17 protein-coding genes and 1 pseudogene are annotated in these 18,859 nt (G+C 43.1%); 5 read left to right on the top strand and 13 right to left on the bottom strand.

The annotated features are described in order from the left end of the window. The 10 genes from DK187_RS20480 to nagB all read right to left on the bottom strand — a co-directional run. Positions 1–673: hypothetical protein (locus DK187_RS20480; RefSeq protein ID WP_162623573.1), on the bottom strand; the 673-nt coding region annotated here is incomplete at its 3' end. Positions 674–751: 78 nt separating this feature from the next. Beyond that, positions 752–2,086, bottom strand: a complete 1,335-nt coding sequence (locus tag DK187_RS20475) for a TolC family protein (protein ID WP_111609153.1) — start codon at positions 2,084–2,086, stop codon at positions 752–754. Between the two features lie 74 nt (positions 2,087–2,160). Further along, entirely contained in the window at positions 2,161–2,889 is a 729-nt protein-coding gene (locus DK187_RS20470; RefSeq protein WP_162623572.1) for a response regulator transcription factor, read from the bottom strand. Between the two features lie 7 nt (positions 2,890–2,896). Beyond that, complete coding sequence (locus DK187_RS20465; RefSeq protein WP_162623571.1) at positions 2,897–4,774, bottom strand: sensor histidine kinase; 1,878 nt, start codon at positions 4,772–4,774, stop codon at positions 2,897–2,899. Positions 4,775–5,116: 342 nt separating this feature from the next. After that, positions 5,117–5,689 carry a fasciclin domain-containing protein gene (locus DK187_RS20460; RefSeq protein WP_111609150.1) on the bottom strand — a complete coding sequence of 191 codons (573 nt, stop codon included), beginning with the start codon at positions 5,687–5,689 and terminating at the stop codon, positions 5,117–5,119. Positions 5,690–5,794: 105 nt separating this feature from the next. After that, positions 5,795–6,283, bottom strand: a complete 489-nt coding sequence (gene msrB / locus DK187_RS20455) for a peptide-methionine (R)-S-oxide reductase MsrB (RefSeq protein ID WP_111609149.1) — start codon at positions 6,281–6,283, stop codon at positions 5,795–5,797. A gap of 225 nt (positions 6,284–6,508) precedes the next feature. Next, complete coding sequence (locus DK187_RS20450; RefSeq protein ID WP_012069364.1) at positions 6,509–6,718, bottom strand: cold-shock protein; 210 nt, start codon at positions 6,716–6,718, stop codon at positions 6,509–6,511. 203 nt (positions 6,719–6,921) lie between these two features. Beyond that, a complete protein-coding gene (gene nagA, locus DK187_RS20445) occupies positions 6,922–8,085 on the bottom strand; it encodes an N-acetylglucosamine-6-phosphate deacetylase (RefSeq protein ID WP_111609148.1) in 1,164 nt (387 codons plus the stop codon). Beyond that, positions 8,082–8,963, bottom strand: coding sequence for a glucosamine kinase nucleotide-binding domain-containing protein (locus DK187_RS20440; protein ID WP_111609147.1), 882 nt, complete (start codon positions 8,961–8,963; stop codon positions 8,082–8,084). The genes nagA and DK187_RS20440 overlap by 4 nt, the downstream gene beginning before the upstream one ends. Beyond that, positions 8,960–9,760 (bottom strand): glucosamine-6-phosphate deaminase, encoded by an 801-nt coding sequence (gene nagB, locus DK187_RS20435; protein ID WP_111609146.1) that lies wholly within the window; start codon positions 9,758–9,760, stop codon positions 8,960–8,962. The genes DK187_RS20440 and nagB overlap by 4 nt, the downstream gene beginning before the upstream one ends. A gap of 293 nt (positions 9,761–10,053) precedes the next feature. On the opposite strand from nagB, the gene DK187_RS20430 reads away from it, so the two are divergent. The 5 genes from DK187_RS20430 (at position 10,054) to DK187_RS20410 (ending at position 15,271) form a co-directional block, all read left to right on the top strand. Beyond that, positions 10,054–11,361, top strand: coding sequence for an ABC transporter substrate-binding protein (locus DK187_RS20430; protein ID WP_111609145.1), 1,308 nt, complete (start codon positions 10,054–10,056; stop codon positions 11,359–11,361). Between the two features lie 120 nt (positions 11,362–11,481). Continuing rightward, complete coding sequence (locus DK187_RS20425; protein ID WP_111609144.1) at positions 11,482–12,417, top strand: carbohydrate ABC transporter permease; 936 nt, start codon at positions 11,482–11,484, stop codon at positions 12,415–12,417. Between the two features lie 9 nt (positions 12,418–12,426). Beyond that, positions 12,427–13,290 (top strand): carbohydrate ABC transporter permease, encoded by an 864-nt coding sequence (locus DK187_RS20420; protein WP_111609143.1) that lies wholly within the window; start codon positions 12,427–12,429, stop codon positions 13,288–13,290. A 34-nt stretch (positions 13,291–13,324) separates the two neighbouring features. Next, positions 13,325–14,440, top strand: a complete 1,116-nt coding sequence (locus DK187_RS20415) for an ABC transporter ATP-binding protein (RefSeq protein ID WP_111609142.1) — start codon at positions 13,325–13,327, stop codon at positions 14,438–14,440. A 75-nt stretch (positions 14,441–14,515) separates the two neighbouring features. After that, positions 14,516–15,271, top strand: a complete 756-nt coding sequence (locus tag DK187_RS20410) for a GntR family transcriptional regulator (RefSeq protein ID WP_111609141.1) — start codon at positions 14,516–14,518, stop codon at positions 15,269–15,271. A gap of 49 nt (positions 15,272–15,320) precedes the next feature. On the opposite strand, the gene DK187_RS20405 is transcribed toward DK187_RS20410, so the two are convergent. The 3 genes and pseudogenes from DK187_RS20405 to DK187_RS20395 all read right to left on the bottom strand — a co-directional run. Then, complete coding sequence (locus DK187_RS20405) at positions 15,321–16,247, bottom strand: GGDEF domain-containing response regulator (RefSeq protein WP_111609140.1); 927 nt, start codon at positions 16,245–16,247, stop codon at positions 15,321–15,323. 5 nt (positions 16,248–16,252) lie between these two features. Beyond that, the gene (locus tag DK187_RS20400) at positions 16,253–18,598 is read right to left on the bottom strand and encodes an ATP-binding protein (RefSeq protein WP_111609139.1); all 2,346 of its coding nucleotides are present in this window, start codon (positions 18,596–18,598) and stop codon (positions 16,253–16,255) included. 35 nt (positions 18,599–18,633) lie between these two features. Further along, positions 18,634–18,859: pseudogene (locus tag DK187_RS20395) on the bottom strand (avidin/streptavidin family protein); the annotation flags it as partial.

Raw genomic sequence — 18,859 nt, 5'->3', positions numbered from 1 at the left:
GATTTCCGCCATCGTCCAAGAAGCCCGCAGGCGCTGTACTCGGTGCCACTGGCGGCGTGGTATCTAGAATGGTCTCTGAAGTTTCTAATTCTGCCGTTGTAGTACTGGTGCTAAACACTGCTGCATTCGTTTCTTCAGCAAAATCAGTTTGCTCTGTTCGTGAAAATTGAAGAGCTCCTGAATTACGGCCCACTGTGCTCATGCCGGTTATTTCGACACGGTTTACTTCCGTGACAGCATTCGCAGCCGACACATCAGGCGATGAGGTAGCCGTATCACCACTGACAAAACTGGTATTGTTTGTATTGGTGAGCACACCTGTCGGCACAGTTTCTGCTGTCGGTTCTACATCGTCCGCTTCACTGCTGGTATCCGTAAGAATATTGTCAAGATTGCTTTGCTCTGCATTTAGATCACCCGTACCACGCCATAAATTCAAGGTGGTGGTTTTTAAGGCCGCGTCTAAATCAGATTGATTTAATATGTCGCTGGCCTCATTAAGGGCTTGATCTACGCTTTGTCCCTGAGCAATGGCTTCATCATAGGCCGCTCTTGCTTGCGCTAAGATCTGTTGCTCTTGCTCACTCAGGGTGATGATATTCGCATTCTGGTCTGCGCTGTTGTTTTGTTCTGTGCTGTTGTTTTGCTCTGTGCTGTTGTTTTCATCGGCCATGATGGTCACCTGCTGTCTCGTTTAAGCAAAAAGCCGAGTGCCATCGATCACATGATCGACGGCACTCGGCTAATCGTTTTATAGGTCTTTTATGTTGTCTAACGTTAATTTGCCCATGCTACGAACGATGTTGTAGGAGGCAATCACCACATCGGCTTGCGCTGCACTGTAGTCACTTTGTGCGTTGATTAATGACGTTTCACCAGACAAGACGTCGATCAATGAACGACGCCCCAATTCACGCTCTTTACGCGCCAAAGCTAAAAACTGTCCCGCGATCTCAGCTTGATCGCGCAAATAACCAGCACGCTCTTTGGCAAGAATTAAATCTGACCATGCGTTTTCAGCCGTTTCTTTGGCCGTTAATAGGGTGTAGTCCGCTTGCGATTGCTGTGCGGCTTCATCCGCTGCGGCGGATTTGACTTGATGGTTTGCCTGACCAGCTAAGTTGATATTCCAGTTAAATTGCACGGCAATTTCATTGTCGTAACGATCGCCTGATACACCGTCCTGATTACGATGATGTTGTGTGGAGGCCACCAAATCCAAACTCGGCATCCATTGATTGGATTTAACGCGTTCTTTTTCTGCTGTCGCGACGGCAACCCCTGCTTGTTCACGACGGACATCAGGGTTGTTTTGTACAACATCACGAATCAGACCCTCGATGTCAGCGGGTAATAACGCGGCAGGAATGGCCAGCATGACCATATCGGCATCACTTGGCGCGGGGGTGTTAAACACTGTGACATAACGGTTTTTTGCGGTAGACAGCACTTGCTCGGCGCTCACGCGTTTTGCTCTTGCTCCGGCTAACTGCGCCTTCGCTTGCAACACATCGGTGGTATAACCTTTGCCGTTGTTGATTCGAGTATCTTCAAGACTGGTTTGTTGCTTGATGTTTTCTTCTGATTGGCGAGCAAAATTCGCCACGCGGTAGGCTTTTTTCAAATTAATGTAGGCTTCAAGACCGGCCAAAAGTAGATTCTGAGCTTGCAGATCACGCTCTAACTCTTTGCGTGTCACCGTTTTTTCTGCCTTGGTGATCGCACCAGACGTTTTACCAAAATCCCACAAGGTTTGACGCAAACTGGCGTCCAGCTCGGATTTGGTCATTTTAGTATCGGTGCCGATGTCTCGGTCAATGTGCTCTCTGCCATAGAGACCGGAGACGCTTAAAGTGGGAAACCAAGCCGATTGCGCCGCTTCAACTTGCTGTTTGGCAGACAACAGTTCTTTGTCTGCCTGCGAAATCAAGGCGTGCTCTTGCAGCAAACGCGCCAATTCTCTATCGAGCACCACTGGCTCCGCATTCACGGAACCCAGCAATAAACTAGAACCCAATAAAACAGCTATCTTCTTACCGACCATCTCTTTACACTCCATTACCAAGGCAAACAAAAATTGACTCATTGTTTACATTATCGGTATTGGGCGCGCGTCATGTCAGTCTCAAAACTCTCATTCCTCTCAATAATCGAAAATTATTAACCGTTTGGTTTATAAACAACGCCTTTGCCAAAAATAGAACGAATAGGAAGCTTGACACCACGAGCGCGAAATTTAGCACGTAAGCGACTTAACACAACGTCAACACGATGCAACTCAACGTCATTATCGCCCCACAAATGATCATACAAATCTTGTTTGCTTTGCACCTGCTCGGGAAAATCTAGTAACCGCTCCATTAGAGAAAATTCAATTGGAGTAAGCGCAATAGCAGATTGCCCTACCATGTTCACTTGAAAATTGGCTCTATCCAATTGAAAGTCAGGTTTTCTCTCTGAACTCACAGGCACAAATGGCACATTAGATGGATCGTTCAAAACCCGAGTATCATCCCCTAGAAGTCGTTGCCATAAATCATTAATTTTTTCGAGAAGTTTAGAGAAGTTAATCGGCTTAATCAGATATAAATCCGCACCACTTTGAAGACCTGAGAGTTTATCATTCTGACTTCCCCGAGCGGTTAACATAATTAACCCATAACGATTAAGCTGACTCAAGTGCTGAACAATGCCATAACCGTCTTCACCCGGTAACCCAACATCAATTAATACTATATCAGTCGGCTCAGCGTGTAGTTGTCGCCAAAATAGTTCAGCACTGCGACTTTCCCAAACCCTGCAGCCATTAGCGGTTAGAAAAAAACTTAACTCTTCGCGTAAATCATCATTATCTTCAACAATTGCAATATTCAAAATTTGACTCTTCATGAATACATTACACTCCTGTAAAGCCATTAGGAATGATCAATTCAAAACAACACCCTTTGTTTGAATTTTTAATCAATTCGATGTCACCACCATGAGCCAGCAAGATTCTTTTTGCAATATAAAGCCCGAGGCCAAAACCATTTTTTTGTCTGCCGCCTTCTGCATCAACGGCTCTTTTGTATCGGTCGAAAATAGTATACACATGATCACTGCCTATTCCAGGGCCATGATCCTCTATTCTTATTGTAAAACATTTCTGAGAAATGATTACTTCAAAATTTATATCTCCTTCATCCATATACTTGAGCGCATTACCCAGTATATTTGATATGGCAATTTGCAGCATTGCAGAATCAGCCTTGAGATATAGCTCTGGAAAATCTTCAAAGTTAATGGGCATTCCATTTAAATAAAAATTGATTTTGTGCCTTTCTGAAACATCGACAACTTTCTTTACTTGCCCTACTATTTCAACAAGATTCACTTTAGAAAAATTCATTATTTGTTCATTAGAAGAAATTCTATCATCTGCGAGACAATTATCGGTTAATTGTATTAACCTTTCATTTGCGCGTTCAATTCGATTGTACCTTTTGGATATGAATTCATTTTCACCGTTAGACATTGACTTCAAGTTTGTCAACGCGCCTGATATGACGGCAAGGGAGGTTCGGAATTCATGTGAAAGCATGTTAATAAACATTCGCTGCTGAAAGCGTACATCTCTTTCAAAATTCAACTCTTTAGCTAATGACTGTCGCTCTATATTATTTATTTTCTCTCTGTATATTTTAAAAGAAGTGGTCACAATCACTAGAACCACATTAACTGAAATCAACGCCTGCCATAAAACACTGCCTTTTTCAGTATATGTGATCCAACCATTTAGCGTAAATAACCTAACAAGCGAAACGCTTAATAAAATAACGGCACCACATCCAATAAGCAGGTAAAAAAAACTAAACCTATATCTGGAAAGACAATATAAAAAAGACATTAATATCAAAAACACCCCTATTACAAAAAGAACATAAACGATTCTTATAGAAAATAAAAACATATCGAAAAAAACAAAGACAGTCTGAAAAAGCATAACGAAAAAAATTACCATGATAGCTTTATACATAACCAAAAAACGATCATATAGACCTAGCATTTCAGAACAAACCCATAAAGCCACACTAAAAGAAGTAATGGAAAAAAAGCTAACTAAGTAATGCTGAACATTATTTTCGTCTTTACCAAAAAACCAATCGTAATAGCCTTGCACACAAAAAACCGCAACATACACGGAACAAACAAAAAATGCCGCCCAAAACTCTCGCTTATTAAAAACGACCGCCAATATAAAAGAAAACATTCCTGTTAAAAAAAACAATCCAAAGAAAAAATTCCAGAAGGCATTATCTTTTAGTGCATGACTTAAAAAATCATCTCCTTCCCATAATTTAACATTTAATAACATTGAACTTGTTGTCGATACTTTTATAATAACATCGTATCCTGTGGAAGATTCTGGCAACATAAAAACAGCAGATCTATAGTCAAGATCCCAATCGGCCTGACTGTTTAAATCACCAGCTGATCGTTTCTTCCAATCAGAACTTCCGCCTGGTTTATAAAAAAAATCCACCTTATCCAAAAAAATAGGCAGTATTTCAAACCAATATTTATGACCTATAAAGCGCTCTTCATTTATAAAAGTTTTTACCCAAAAGGTGGATTCTGTGTACCCCTTTGATAAAATTTTCTCTGATTCCGTCAGCCTATGGCTAGGCACATTGAGAAATTGCTCCAACGATAAAGATCCAGATTCATCTTCATAATAAAAATAAGGAATGTCTTCACCCAAACTGAGCGCGTCTGCGTGAGACAAAGAAGGCATAAGAAAAAACAATACTAGGAAAAGGCAAGTTTTTGATAGGATGCTGTAAGTCCGCTGCACTTTTTTGGGGTCCATTTGCTTAAAATAACTCATGTTACTGTGCGCAGCTTGAGATCGCAAAGGCCTATGTGACTTTTTCTCTGCTCAAAAGGATCATGGCAATAGTCTCTTACTACAAAAAATCAAGGGGGTCGTTGGTGGCATTTTATTAGCAACCATAATGACTTAAACTCAAGAAGCACTCTCAAGCATAAAAAAATGCTTGGTCTCTATCTGCTATAGAAGCCAAGCATGGTTTGCGCCAATCATAATAATCGTTGTCGATTAAGCACTATCAAGATTTTATTGCTTAGGCAAAAGTACCCCATCAACCACGTGGATGACACCATTGGACTGTTTAACATCGGCAATGGTCACGTGAGCAACACGACCATTTTCGTCTTCCAGCATGATTTTATCACCCATGTAAGTCGCCATTAATGTACATCCACCGATAGTAGGCACTGGATGTTTGCCCTTGTCGTCATCAATCATCGTTTTGATCGCGCCAGATAAAGCATCCGCTTTGACAACATGACACGCTAACACTTTAGCCAAATCGGCTTTATTTTCTGGTTTTAAGAGATTCGCCACCGCGCCTTCGGGCAATTTATCAAACGCTGCATTCGTTGGCGCAAAGACGGTAAAGGGCCCAGGGCCTTGTAGAGTGTCAACTAAGCCGCCAGCCTTAACGGCCGCAACAAGCGTCGTATGGTCTTTTGAGTTCACGGCATTTTCTATGATATTTTTGCTCGCATACATTGGAGCGCCACCCACCATTGGGTTAGTGTTCTCATCGACACTTTTCATGCCACCAGCAGAACAGCCAGCAAGCGTCACAATTGTCGCAACAGAAACAAGACTTAATAATTTCATTGTTTTTCTCCAGTCTGATGATCCATAACAATGCGCCATGGTTATGAAGAGATACGACATGGATTCGAAAAGGTTTCACGATCACACAAAATATGTGTAAAAAATTTAAGCGGGTTGAAATACAAGCGATACGCCATTTAAACAATGACGTAACCCAGTTGGAGCTGGACCATCGTCAAAAATATGTCCAAGATGACTACCGCAACGACGACAATGCACTTCAGTGCGTGTCATAAAGAAACCATTGTCTTCTTTTGTTCCAATTGCATTGGGAAGACTATCGTAGAAGCTTGGCCAGCCTGTACCACTCTCGTATTTCGTATGACTGGGATACAAAGGAAGGTCACAACCTTTACAAAGATAGGTGCCTTCTCGCTTTTCTTTCAATAAAGGGCTTGATCCTGCTCGCTCGGTTTTTTCCTCCCGCATTACTTGGTATTCAAAATCACTTAGCATCGCTTGCCACTCTTTCTTAGTGCGTACGATTTCAAATGTTGCATTAGAAGCCAATGCCATTGTTGAAGCAGACACATTAAACGTTTTTGCGACACCAACAACACAGGCCGCTTGAATAATAAAATGTCGACGATTCATATAATACTCCTTACAAAGTGACCCGTTGAGTGCCACAACGACACACGTTAAGTCCGTCTAAGTATACGTAACACAAGCGAAAAAAGTTTCCGCTATTTCTCATAGTATGAACACACAAAGAAGACTAAATACGAATAAAACAACCGACGCAAGATTAATTTAAAAGCAAAAAAAAGGGTAAGTTCCGAAGAACTTACCCTTTTTTTAAATATGCTTAGTAGCTAATTAAAGTACTGTAATATTTTCTGCTTGAGGACCTTTTTGGCCTGCAGTCACAACGAATTCAACTTGTTGGCCTTCTGCCAATGTTTTGAATCCTGAGCTAGCAATGGCGCTAAAATGTGCGAACACATCTGGGCCAGACTCTTGCTCAATAAAGCCAAAACCTTTAATTTCGTTGAACCACTTAACGGTTCCTTTCACTGTATTAGACATAAATATTTTCCTGAAGTTTGGATGGTCTTTTATAGACCGATTTTGCAAAAAAAATAGACTGGTACTTAGAAACTTTCAGGACGAGGATTTTATGAATAAAACAACGTATTGCAGAGTTAATAATTATAGACTTCTTTCTAGCTGGAAAGGTCATAGTATAGACATAACTCTAAGATAGATAGCTTTATTGCAATTTATTTAAATTACGCCATGCCCGATCCCCATACCTTCTGCCCATCTATCCATGTCGCTTTCACAACGAAGTCTTCATTTAAGGCAACAAGGCTCGCTCGGTAACCCGGTTTAATGCGACCAAACTGATGTTCAAGACCGAGAAACTCAGCGGGTCTTAACGACGCCATCTGTAAGGCTTCCGCCGGTGTTCGCCCAATTAAAGAAATCGCATTGCGTACCGCCGTTGCCATGTCTAAATCCGACCCTGCAAGCGTGCCGTCTTCGGTGGTCACTTTACCTTCACTACGCCGTACTTTCTTACCCAAAAAAGGCATTTCTTTTTCATCTGACCCCACACTTTGAATGGCATCGGTGACCAAAAGCATGTGTTCAGACCCTTTCGCCGCAATGGCGACACGCATCGCGGCAGGATGGACATGATGTCCATCGGCAATGAGACCGCACCAAGTCGGTAAATCTGTTTGTAAAGCGGCACCCACCACACCGGGCTCACGACTCACTAACGGCGTCATGGCATTAAACAAATGCGTAAAACCACGAACGCCACTCATCACGGCTTGCCTTGCTTGATCATAGCTTGCCGCAGAATGGCCAATACACACAATCGCCCCTTCGGAAACCAACCATTCGATAAAGCCTTCCGGCACCTGCTCTGGCGCCAATGTCACCATAAGCTTTCCACTACGGCTGACATTTAATAAAGTCGATAACGTACCTTCGGTCGGCTTGCGTAACTTAGATTCATTATGAACCCCCTTGCGAATGGGATTGAGGTAGGGGCCCTCATAATGCATCCCTAAAATCCCCGCCATGTTTTGCTCTAACGCTTGGCAAACCGCATGATGGGCTTGAGACATAACGTCATAATCATCCGATATTAAGGTCGGCATCATGGCAACCGTGCCGAATTGAGCATGCACCGCCACCATGCGCGCCAATGCTTCTATCGTCGGCGTATGGTTAAACAATGCTCCGCCTCCGCCGTTTACATGGACATCAATAAAGCCAGGTGCCAGTACATCAAGCCTCTCTATCTCCCCATTGGTTGGCATCGTGGCCGACTCAACGGATTCAATCATCTGCCCTTTGAAGGTCACCAGCTGATTCGTGAGCCAGTGCTCGCCATCAAACAGACGTTCTGCAAATACCCTTATCACTGTATACTCCGTCATATTGCCTTCCTTCCTATCTGAGCCTTGGCCATCAAAATTGCCCCCGCCATCGCGTCCCCTTGCGGCGAACAAAAATACGTTGAAAAGCGCTCTGGCAAATAACTTAAAATAGCTTCTGAGACACCGCCCACTAAAACAATTTGCTGGGCGCCTTTCGCTATTAAAGCGTCTAAATACTGACTTACCCACTCTACTTGCTGTTGGATAATTTTCAGCGCAATGGGGTCTTTTTGTTGAGCAAATTGAAACACCTGAACAGCAAAAGCGCCGTATTCTTTCGGCAATGGCGCACGGTTCTGATACAAAACGTACTCTTCTGCTGACAACGAAAATTCAGCGTTAATGCTGTCGGTAAAGGGTGTCGAAGGAGAAATACCATCTAACGCTGCTAACGAATATTCTAATGCGGACAAGCCAATACGGGCTCCGCTTCCTTGATCAGATAATGGAAAGCCCCAGCCCCCCACGATACTGAATCTTTCATTTTGATACACCACTCCGCAACTACCCGTGCCCAATATCAATAACGCGCCGTCTTCACCATTAAATGCCCCCAGACAAGCCGCGTGCGCATCGGTTAATAAATAGCGTTGCCCAAATGGAGACTTTTGGGCAATAACCAGCTCTTGTTCTAACGGCTGATTGGCACCCGCCAAGCCTAGCCCTAGCGTGATTTTTGAATAGCTTTCGGGCGGAATATTGCCTTGACGACAGGCCTCAAGGCAGGCATTGATAATATTTTGCCATGCCGCCTCAATGCCAATTCGAGGATTACCGGAACCACCAACCGCTTCACCCAATATATGACCATCGCTATCCACCAAGCGAGCTCGACAGAATGTGCCGCCTCCGTCCACTCCTATATATAAACCGCTCATGTCAAACTCCCTTCATACAATTGCTGGCGTTTTAGCTCGCACCATTGGTAGTAGTCTTTTAGTGCTAACAAACTCGCGGCGTCTTCGTCCAATACGATGGTCGTTGCCTCATGCAGTTGCAGTGCCGACGCCGGACACATAGCAGAAAGTGGCCCTTCAATCATGGCCTTTACCGCCTCAGCCTTTGCCTTTCCCGTTGCCATTAACAACACCGCTCGACTGTCCAAAATGGACCCAATCCCCATGGTTAAAGCTAATTGTGGTTGGTATTCACCCGCTTTAAAAAACCGCTTATTTGCTGCTACGGTTGATTCTGACAATGTTTTAATACGCGTTCGTGAAGCAAAGCTAGAAGTCGGCTCGTTAAAGCCAATGTGACCATTTAAGCCAATTCCTAAAATCTGCAAATCAATACCACCAGCTTGTTGAATACTCGCTTCATAATCCTGTGCACTTTTCTTTAAGACAATCGCATCTTTGCTCTCTGCCAAAGGCACATGCGTGTTCGACTTGGCAATATCAATGTGATCAAACAAATGCTGGTTCATAAACGTACGATAACTCTGCTCATGACTGTCAGTGATACCAATGTACTCATCCAGATTAAAACTGACCGCCTGTCGAAACGATACTTGCTTAGCTTGATAACGTGCTACCAGCTCCTCGTACAAAGCAATGGGCGTTGATCCTGTCGCCAACCCTAAAACAGGGTTTGTCTTAGTATTAATCACATCAACAACACGATCAGCCGCATACAAAGCAACATCGTGCGTGGACGGGAGAATAATGACCTGCATAGAAACCCTCTTTACTCTTCAAAACAAACCAGAATAGAACCAATATAAAACCAATATAAAACCAATTAAAACCTAACATGGCATTATTTTCCATAAAATTGTCATATTTATTTGCTTGAGGGGAAAATTGGTGCTAATTTTCAAAATCTAGCAATACCTAAAAAATACCAATGTTATTTTTTAGACAGGCCACTTTACGATGATAGAAGCTCAATCGTCGTACAGAGGTCAGCAAAAAACCTAATAAAAAAAGCAACCTCAGCACAATTGGAAATAACAATCGGAGAGTACTCATGTTTAATGTTCGTTACGCTTCACTTAAAACAAGAACCGCAACAAAAACACCCACAAAAGCAGTATCAAAGTTAACCTGCCTAGCCGCTATACTAATGAGTAGCACAAGTGCTGTTCAGGCTGCTAGCAGCTTGTCGATCGAAAGCTGGCGCAGCGATGATGCTAACATCTGGTCTGATGTCATCATTCCCGCTTTCAATAAAAGCCATCCGGATACACAAATTAACTTTGCTCCTACCCCACCAACCGAATACAACTCGGCCTTACAGGCAAAATTAAAAGCTGGCTCCGCTGGCGATTTAATCACTTGTCGTCCGTTCGATACGGCATTAGACCTTTATAAAGACGGTTATCTCGCCAACCTAAATGACCTAGAAGGTCTAAAGCAATTCTCTGACGTAGCAAAAAGCGCTTGGATCACGGACGATGGTAAAGACCAGTTCTGTATGCCAGTTGCTTCGGTTATTCACGGTTTTGTTTATAACAAAGAAATATTTAAAGAACTGAATTTATCCGTGCCTAAAACACGTGATGAGTTTTTCAAAACGCTTGATACCATCAAATCAGAAAGTCGTTACACCCCTTTAGCCATGGGGACGGCCGATCAGTGGGAAGCGGCGACAATGGGCTTCCAAAATATAGGACCAAACCATTGGAAAGGTGAGGAAGGTCGTAAAGCACTATTAACTGGTGAGGCCGCCTTAACCGATTCAGCGTATGTAGATACCTTTAAAGAACTGGCTCAGTGGAAACCGTATCTAGGTAGAGGTTTTGAAGCGCAGAAATATTCTGATTCACAAAACCTGTTCACCTTAGGTCGTGCGGCTATCTACCCAGCGGGGTCTTGGGATATCCAGACGTTTAACAATCAAGCGGATTTTGAATTTGGTGCGTTTCCGCCACCCGTTGCGAAAGCAGGAGACACTTGCTATATCAGTGATCACACCGACATGGGGATTGGTATTAACGCAAATTCGAAGAATAAAGAAGCCGCTAAAGTCTTTTTAAATTGGATGGCAAGCAAAGAATTCGCCACACTTTACGCCAATGAAGTACCAGGCTTTTTCCCATTGTCAGATCACCAAATCGACATCAAAGACCCAGTGGCGCAAGAATTTATGAGCTGGCGTCAGCAGTGCGAATCAACCATTCGCAACTCCTATCAGATCTTGTCTCGTGGCACACCAAACCTAGAAAACCAACTTTGGAACGTCAGCGCTCAAGTCATTAATGGCACCATGACACCAGAAGCGGCCGCCAAAGAAGTGCAAGACGGTTTAGCCCAATGGTACAAACCTCAACAATAAGCTAACCCCACCCTGGCCCTCCCCTTGAAGATAAGGGGAGGGAATAAAACCAGTCTGCTCCTCCCCCCGCTAAGGGGGAGGCTGGGAGGGGTTAAAATTAATTACCATTTGAGATGAACTATGAATCCATCCAACCAACATGACGAAAAGAAACCTTTTCCGTGGCATTTGGTCTTTTTCCTTGGGCCTGGGTTGCTTATTTACGTTGTTTTCAGCGTTTACCCTTTGCTCGATACGCTCGTCTTAAGCTTATACAACGAGCAACAAGGGCAAAGCCACTTTGTCGGTTTACAGAATTTTATTACCTTGATCACTGACGATACTTGGTCGCAAGCTTTTTGGAACGCGCTCGGTAACAACTTCACCTTTTTCGCGATTCATATGCTGGTACAAAACCCCATTGGCCTGATTTTAGCGGTTTTGTTAAGTACGCCTAAATTGCGTTTATCCGGCACTTATCGAACACTTATCTTTATGCCGACTATGCTGTCTGTGGTCATCATTGGTTTCGTTTGGCAGCTTTTGTTAAGCCCTATTTGGGGTATTTCCGAAGACTTTCTCTATACTATTGGCTTAGGTCAATATTTCGATGCATGGCTAGGCAAAGAAAGTAGCGCACTGATTACTTTGGCTTTTATCTCAGTGTGGCAGTTTGTCGGTATTCCGATGATGTTGATTTATGCCACCTTACTCAATATTCCTGATGACATTGTCGATGCCAGTGTGGTGGATGGTGCCAATTCATTGCAGACTTTTTGGCATATTAAACTCCCCCTCATTTTGCCCACTATTGCCATGGTATCTATCCTGACGTTTGTGGCGAATTTCAATGCGTTCGAATTGATATATGCGGTAAAAGGCGCCCTTGCAGGCCCAGATTTCTCGACCGATTTAATGGGGACTTTCTTCTACCGAACCTTCTTTGGCTTCCAGCTTCAACAAGGCAGCGCCTCCATGGGTGCCGCGGTGGCAACACTGATGTTTTTGATCATTTTGGTGGGCGTTATGCTGTTCCTCTTCTTCATTCAACGTCGCATTCAGCGATTCCAATTCTAGGAGGCCATGATGAAATTATTTAGCCGTTTTATGCCTTCCTCTGGAATGAGACAGGTCCCTAAAAGTGTCACCATACACGCCGTGTTATTAGCCTATACCGTGATTGCGCTCTTCCCCATTGTTGTTGTCGTAATCAATGCTTTTAAGGAGCGCCGAGCTATTTTCCGTGATCCACTCGGCTTACCAGACAGTAGCTCCTTCACTCTAGTGGGTTTTGAACAAGTACTACTCCGATCAGATTTCGGGCTGTATTCGTGGAATAGCTTGATTGTCACTATTGTAGCGGTCGGCTTAGTGCTTTTATTAGGTGCAATGTCCGCTTGGGCACTGACAGAATACAAATTCAAGGGCAATTTACTCATCACCTTTTTATTTGCTATGGGCATCATGATTCCTATCCGTCTTGGGACAGTGAGTATTTTAAGCCTAATGGTCAACCTGAATCTGGTGAATACGCTCACTGCGTTGGTACTGGTGTACATCGCCCAAGGCTTGCCGCTCGCTGTATACATACTCTCGGAGTTTGTACGTACTATTCCAAAAGAGCTCACGGAAGCCGCACGCTGTGATTCCGTTAGCGAATACAAGATTTTCTTTTGTGTCATCTTGCCGCTACTGAAACCCGCCATGGCCACCGTCGCGGTCTTTACCATGATCCCCATTTGGAATGATTTATGGTTCCCGCTGATACTCGCACCAGGCGAAGAAACACGCACCATAACCCTTGGTGTACAGCAATTTGTTGGCCAGTACGTAACTGACTGGAACTCCGTATTGTCAGCGTTAACCTTGGCAATCGTTCCAGTACTGATTCTATACACCATTTTTTCAAGACAATTGATCCGCGGCTTAACCAGCGGAGCGGTCAAATAATATTGTATCCCTTTGACCGTTGGAGGTTTATTTCATGGCTAGTGTAAAACTGAATAATATTAAAAAGCGCTTTGGTAATGTGGATGTTCTGCATGGCATCGATTTGGATATTAAAGATGGCGAATTTGTCGTATTGATTGGCGAATCGGGTTGCGGTAAATCGACTCTGTTACGTTTACTGTCTGGACTGGAAGACATCACCGAAGGCGATTTATACATAGATGACGAGCGTGTTAATGGACGCTCTCCTGCTAAGCGCGGCATCGCTATGGTGTTTCAATCTTATGCTTTGTACCCTCATATGAACGTGTTTAAAAACATGGCATTTGGTTTAAAAATCTCAGGAAAAGACAAAGCGTTTGTGAACAATAAGGTTATGGAAGCGGCGAAGAAGCTAAAGATTGATCACTTATTGGAGCGATTACCGAGAGAATTGTCTGGTGGTCAGCGTCAACGTGTTGCCATTGGCCGTGCCATTGTCCGTGACCCAAAAGTCTTCTTATTTGATGAGCCTTTGTCTAATCTAGACGCGTCGTTACGTGTGCAAACCCGTGTCGAGCTTGGCAAGCTTCATCAGGAACTGAAAGCCACTGTCGTATACGTCACCCATGATCAAGTGGAGGCCATGACATTGGGCGATAAAATCGTCGTCATGAACAAAGGACGCGTCGAACAAGTCGGCGCACCATTAGATTTGTATCACCATCCTAAAACACAGTTTGTCGCCGGCTTCATCGGTTCGCCTAAAATGAACTTTTTAAACGCAAAAATTCATCACTCCGACCCAGAAAACACGCAAATTATGCTAGAATCTGGCCGCGTTATTCAAGCCTCGATCGATTCGTCGTCTTTGAATAAAGGCGATATAGTAAAGCTAGGTTTGCGCCCAGAACATATTGCTCTCCACTGTGACAATAATACCGTTGAAGGCACAGTGACTTTAATAGAACACCTTGGCGAGTTGTCGTATTTATATGTCGACATCGGTCAAGAAGGCGAAATGGTACTTAAAGTGGATGGCGACAACCAACACCAAGCGGGTGACAACATAACCTTTGGCATTCAACCCAATCACTTATATTTATTTGATCACCAAGGCAAGGCATTAACGAGGGTCAACGCCCACTCTACGGCGTCGATACCACTTTAACGGGAAATACAATACTTTGCCCTTAGCAAGAACGAGTACGAATACGGGAACCCCTTCCCGTTCAGGACAGGAACTATGAACCACAATCGGGTTAATGCGTTATTTGGTAAGGCCGAAGCATTGAGAGAAAAAGGCATCCCTCTCTATGTTCAGCTAAAAAAAGCCATTCTGGCGTCTATTTCTGCGGGTCGAGTGCTTGGTGGCGATACACTACCACCAGAGCGAGACCTTGCTAAATACCTAGATGTATCAAGAGTGACGGTGCGACGAGCCATCGATGAGTTGGTAAAAGAAGATGTACTGACGCAACGTCAAGGTGCTGGCACTTTTGTGAGCGAGCGGGTCGAACAACCCCTCAACCACCTGAGAAGCTTTACCGAGGTGATGAAAGCACGGGGCAAAACCATCACGTCAAAATGGCTAGATCGATCTTTAGGCATGCCCCATGAAGATGAATGCAAAGCGTTGGGGCTTTCGGCTGAACAAGAAGTGGTGCGTTTTTATCGTTTGCGGTATGCCGACGGAAAGCCTATGGCGCTTGAACTGGCTACCATTCCCAGCCGTTACATTTTGAACCCCTTTGCTATGGAAGGATCACTGTACGATTTGTTAGAGCAGCAAGGCTGTCGCCCAGTACGAGCCTTTCAGCGTTTACGCGCTATTAGCATAGACGGGCAAAGAGCAAGCTTATTGGATATCCCAGAACTCAGTGCGGTGCTTTATATTGAAAGGACCGCCGTAAAACAAGACGGTACACCGATTGAATTTACTCGCTCATGGTTTCCGGGAGATTCTTACGACTTTGTGGCAGAAATTCACAATACGGTTTGATGCTTTAAACTTACTCCATGTTGCGAGTCGATATCTAAGCACAACCTTGTCACTTGGTAACAAGGTTTATATCGCCTGCCACTTTCCACAGTACTTTATTTTTACCACTTTTCTTAGCCAAACTAAGCATCTCGTCAGCCATATTAAAAAACTCATCAATATCGCAATGATCTTTGGGCTTTTTGGTGGCGCCCCCAACACTCACTGTCACTTTTCCATTAAACTCTTCGTGATTATAAAGCAAATTTAAAGACTCAACATCTTGCATACAGTAACGTGCTATTTCGACAGAGGCTTGTTGCGAAGAACTCGGCAATACAATAACAAACTCTTCTCCCCCATATCGCGCCACAAGCCCTTTGTCGGCAACTTGATTCGCTAATACAGCGGCCACTTGTTTTAATACTGTGTCACCGGTTGCATGACCATAGCAATCATTGTATTGCTTAAAATTATCAATATCGATGACCAATAAAGAAATACAATCTTGGTTATAAATGGCTTTTTGCCATTCATGAGCAATAACATCTTGGTATTTACGGCGATTGGCTAACGCAGTTAATGGATCGATGTTAGCCAATTGTTCCAGTAATTTACGCTGTTTAACCAGCTCTAAATGCAATCGCACTCTAGCTTGTACAATATTTGTGTGTAACGGCTTTTGAATATAATCGCTTGCGCCCATTAATAGCGCTTTTTCTTCATGGCTCGCGTCGTTCAATGCCGTAATAAAAATGACCGGTATGGAGCTGGTATGTACATTGTGACGAAGGCGACTCATGGTCTCAAAACCATCCATCTCTGGCATGACGACGTCTAATAAAATCAAATCAGGTTGATACTCAATGGCCTTTCTAATTCCTTGCTCACCACTTTTAGCCATCATGATATGGACATCATCGTTAAGCATGTCGCCAATTATCTTAAGATTGATTTTTTCATCATCAATGACTAAAACTCTTTGTTCTTTTGCCATCGTCTTTAATCACCTTGAAGCTCTAAAACAAGTTGAGACACTTTAATATAAGCCATCTCAAACTCAATATTTTGTACATCAAAAATTATGTGTTCTATGTCGAAAACGTATTTCGTCCCTTTGACCATTTGACGCAAAACATCAAAATGGCTTTCTACCAAAAAATCTGAGTTCTTTAGTAAAGGTATAATGAATTCCAATCTATTTAAAAGCTCAACCTCAGAAAACCCCACGTATTTAATATTATCTGCAATAAAAGCTGTATAGGGTATTAACACTCTTCCCAATAGATCAAGTAACTTTCGATACTCCCTTAACAACAAGGGAAATTTTTTAAAGTAAGCGACGCTATTATGACGCTCACTTTCCAATGCCAAACAGTACGAAGATAAGGTAAAAGCACCAATATAAGCGGAATTAGACTTCAAGGAATGCAATGTGGAAAAAAATTCATCCCCTGATCTTTTTTCTAAACAAACATCTTGATATTTTTTATAAAAGGCCGCCACTAAATTGATATATAAGCTTGTCTTTCCACCTAAATTTGTGACGGCTTCATAGACATCTAATGTATCGATTGCAGATAAATTAGACAATAGGTCAAGATCAGAGTCAGTCTCATTCTTAAGCTCTAAGCTAGCTTGTTGCGAGGCTCCATGCGGTTCCTTTATATTGAGGTGTTTTTGTAAAATTTTGTATAAATCGGTTTTTTTTATTGGTTTATCCAAATGGGCATTCATCCCTACACTGGCAGATTGTTTTTTTGCTTCTTGAGAGACATGAGCCGTCATGGCAATAATAGGAAGATGACTGTACTTAGAGTGAGAAAGTTGTCTGATTTTACGGGTGGCTGTCAGACCATCCATCACGGGCATCTGAATGTCCATGAAAACAAGATGGTAATCTTTGTTGTTAACCTTACTAATCGCTTCTTCGCCATTTTCCGCTACATCAACCTGTATGCCAGTATCCCCTAAATACCCCAAAATAACTTTTTGATTAATGATATTATCTTCGACTAATAGAATATGATATTGGAATAAATTCGGCGCTATGTGCCCTTCAGCGATTCCATGTTCATCCTGAGTCAATCTGTTAGCGGGCACAGAAAGTGGGACCGTAAAACTAAACGTTGAACCTTGTCCTACGGCACTATTTACCCAAATTTTTCCGCCCATCAGCTCACATAACTGACGAGAAATCGCCAGCCCTAGGCCCGTTCCTCCAAATTCTCGAGTAATACTGTCGTCGGCCTGTTGAAAAGATTGAAACAACTGATCAGAAAATGCCTTGGCAATACCAATACCCGTATCAATGACATCGCACCGCAGTGAAAAATGGCGACTGTCAATATCCGCATACAGACGAACGCAAATTCCTCCTCGCTCGGTAAACTTAACCGCATTGCTCACCAAATTGACCAAAATCTGCTGAATGCGCAATGGGTCTCCCAGCAACATGGTCGGTAAGGTAGGAGAGATATCCACGGTTAACGTAAGCTTCTTCTCTTTCGCTTTGAGTGAGCTCATGTTGATTGCATGCTCGACAATCAAACGAGGTGAGAATGGCACTACCTCTATACTCATTTTACCCGCTTCAATTTTCGAAAAATCCAGTACGTCGTTAACCAAACTTAACAATACCTCACCGGAAGTGAGTATTTTATTAATGTAATCCTGCTGCTCCATATTTAAAGGCGTTTTCAAACTCAGGTGGCTGAGCCCAATCACAGCATTGATCGGTGTACGTATTTCATGGCTCATTCGAGCAACAAAAGATGACTTCGCTTCTAATGCCTCTTCTACGGTACGTTTTGCGTCTTCTAATTCCTTTGTCCGCTCTTGCACCTTACGATCTAGATCTTGATTAATGCTCTCAAGTGCCACGCTGTATTCAAGTAATTTTTCATTAGCCTGTAATGCGACCGTTTCAGCGTCTTTGATTTTGGTAATATCACGACTCACACCACAGACAAAAACGGCCTTACCTGTCAAATCAAATATCGGCACAAACAAGGTATCAAAATAAATACGGCTACCATCGCCGCGCATTCCCGCTTGCTCGATGGACACAGGAGTTCGATTAATGATGACTTGACGGTAGGTTGCAAAAACCTGTTCCGCCATCTCATCGCCAAACTGAACACGCAAATTGAGCCTGTGAATTTCAAACCCCTTTTCTAGACCCATGACGGCTTTAGAGGCTGGATTATTATCGTATAGAGAGAACTCATCACCCTCTTCTACCGCCATGATAAACATCAAATCGGCAGAATAGCGCCACATCTGCAAAAAGCAGTCAATTATCGTTTGATCATGCTCTTCTTTATTGTAAACATGACTTAGATTCATTTGTTCTCCCTCACATTTAAACAGAAACCTAAGAATTAGTTTTTAGTGAGTTCCCAATTCATCGAACTGGCTTGAAAATACGCCTCTTCGGCTGTAGTTGAATTCGATAACCAACGAGAAAGCACTAACGCCTTACCATTTTGGCTAATACGACCAATAAGTGATATAGGCTGATTCGTATTCAGCATATAACCACTTACGCTAATACTCTGTAATATATTGTTATCAACTAATATATCCGTGAAGCCCAGCATACTCATT

The sequence above is a fragment of the Marinomonas arctica genome (assembly GCF_003259225.1).
Classification (GTDB): domain Bacteria; phylum Pseudomonadota; class Gammaproteobacteria; order Pseudomonadales; family Marinomonadaceae; genus Marinomonas; species Marinomonas arctica.
The sequence above is the reverse complement of the archived record's forward strand: the minus strand, read 5'-3'. Positions and strand labels throughout refer to the sequence as shown.

Coding starts and splice junctions, on each gene's coding strand:
- DK187_RS20450 (WP_012069364.1), bottom strand. CDS start 6,718: ATGTCTAATACAGTGAAAGGAACCGTTAAGTGGTTCAACGAAATTAAA.
- DK187_RS20460 (WP_111609150.1), bottom strand. CDS start 5,689: ATGAAATTATTAAGTCTTGTTTCTGTTGCGACAATTGTGACGCTTGCT.
- DK187_RS20400 (WP_111609139.1), bottom strand. CDS start 18,598: ATGAATCTAAGTCATGTTTACAATAAAGAAGAGCATGATCAAACGATA.
- nagA (WP_111609148.1), bottom strand. CDS start 8,085: ATGACGGAGTATACAGTGATAAGGGTATTTGCAGAACGTCTGTTTGAT.
- DK187_RS20475 (WP_111609153.1), bottom strand. CDS start 2,086: ATGAGTCAATTTTTGTTTGCCTTGGTAATGGAGTGTAAAGAGATGGTC.
- DK187_RS20410 (WP_111609141.1), top strand. CDS start 14,516: ATGAACCACAATCGGGTTAATGCGTTATTTGGTAAGGCCGAAGCATTG.
- DK187_RS20470 (WP_162623572.1), bottom strand. CDS start 2,889: ATGAAGAGTCAAATTTTGAATATTGCAATTGTTGAAGATAATGATGAT.
- DK187_RS20430 (WP_111609145.1), top strand. CDS start 10,054: ATGTTTAATGTTCGTTACGCTTCACTTAAAACAAGAACCGCAACAAAA.
- msrB (WP_111609149.1), bottom strand. CDS start 6,283: ATGAATCGTCGACATTTTATTATTCAAGCGGCCTGTGTTGTTGGTGTC.
- DK187_RS20415 (WP_111609142.1), top strand. CDS start 13,325: ATGGCTAGTGTAAAACTGAATAATATTAAAAAGCGCTTTGGTAATGTG.
- DK187_RS20405 (WP_111609140.1), bottom strand. CDS start 16,247: ATGGCAAAAGAACAAAGAGTTTTAGTCATTGATGATGAAAAAATCAAT.
- DK187_RS20440 (WP_111609147.1), bottom strand. CDS start 8,963: ATGAGCGGTTTATATATAGGAGTGGACGGAGGCGGCACATTCTGTCGA.
- nagB (WP_111609146.1), bottom strand. CDS start 9,760: ATGCAGGTCATTATTCTCCCGTCCACGCACGATGTTGCTTTGTATGCG.
- DK187_RS20465 (WP_162623571.1), bottom strand. CDS start 4,774: ATGCCTTCTTTGTCTCACGCAGACGCGCTCAGTTTGGGTGAAGACATT.
- DK187_RS20425 (WP_111609144.1), top strand. CDS start 11,482: ATGAATCCATCCAACCAACATGACGAAAAGAAACCTTTTCCGTGGCAT.
- DK187_RS20420 (WP_111609143.1), top strand. CDS start 12,427: ATGAAATTATTTAGCCGTTTTATGCCTTCCTCTGGAATGAGACAGGTC.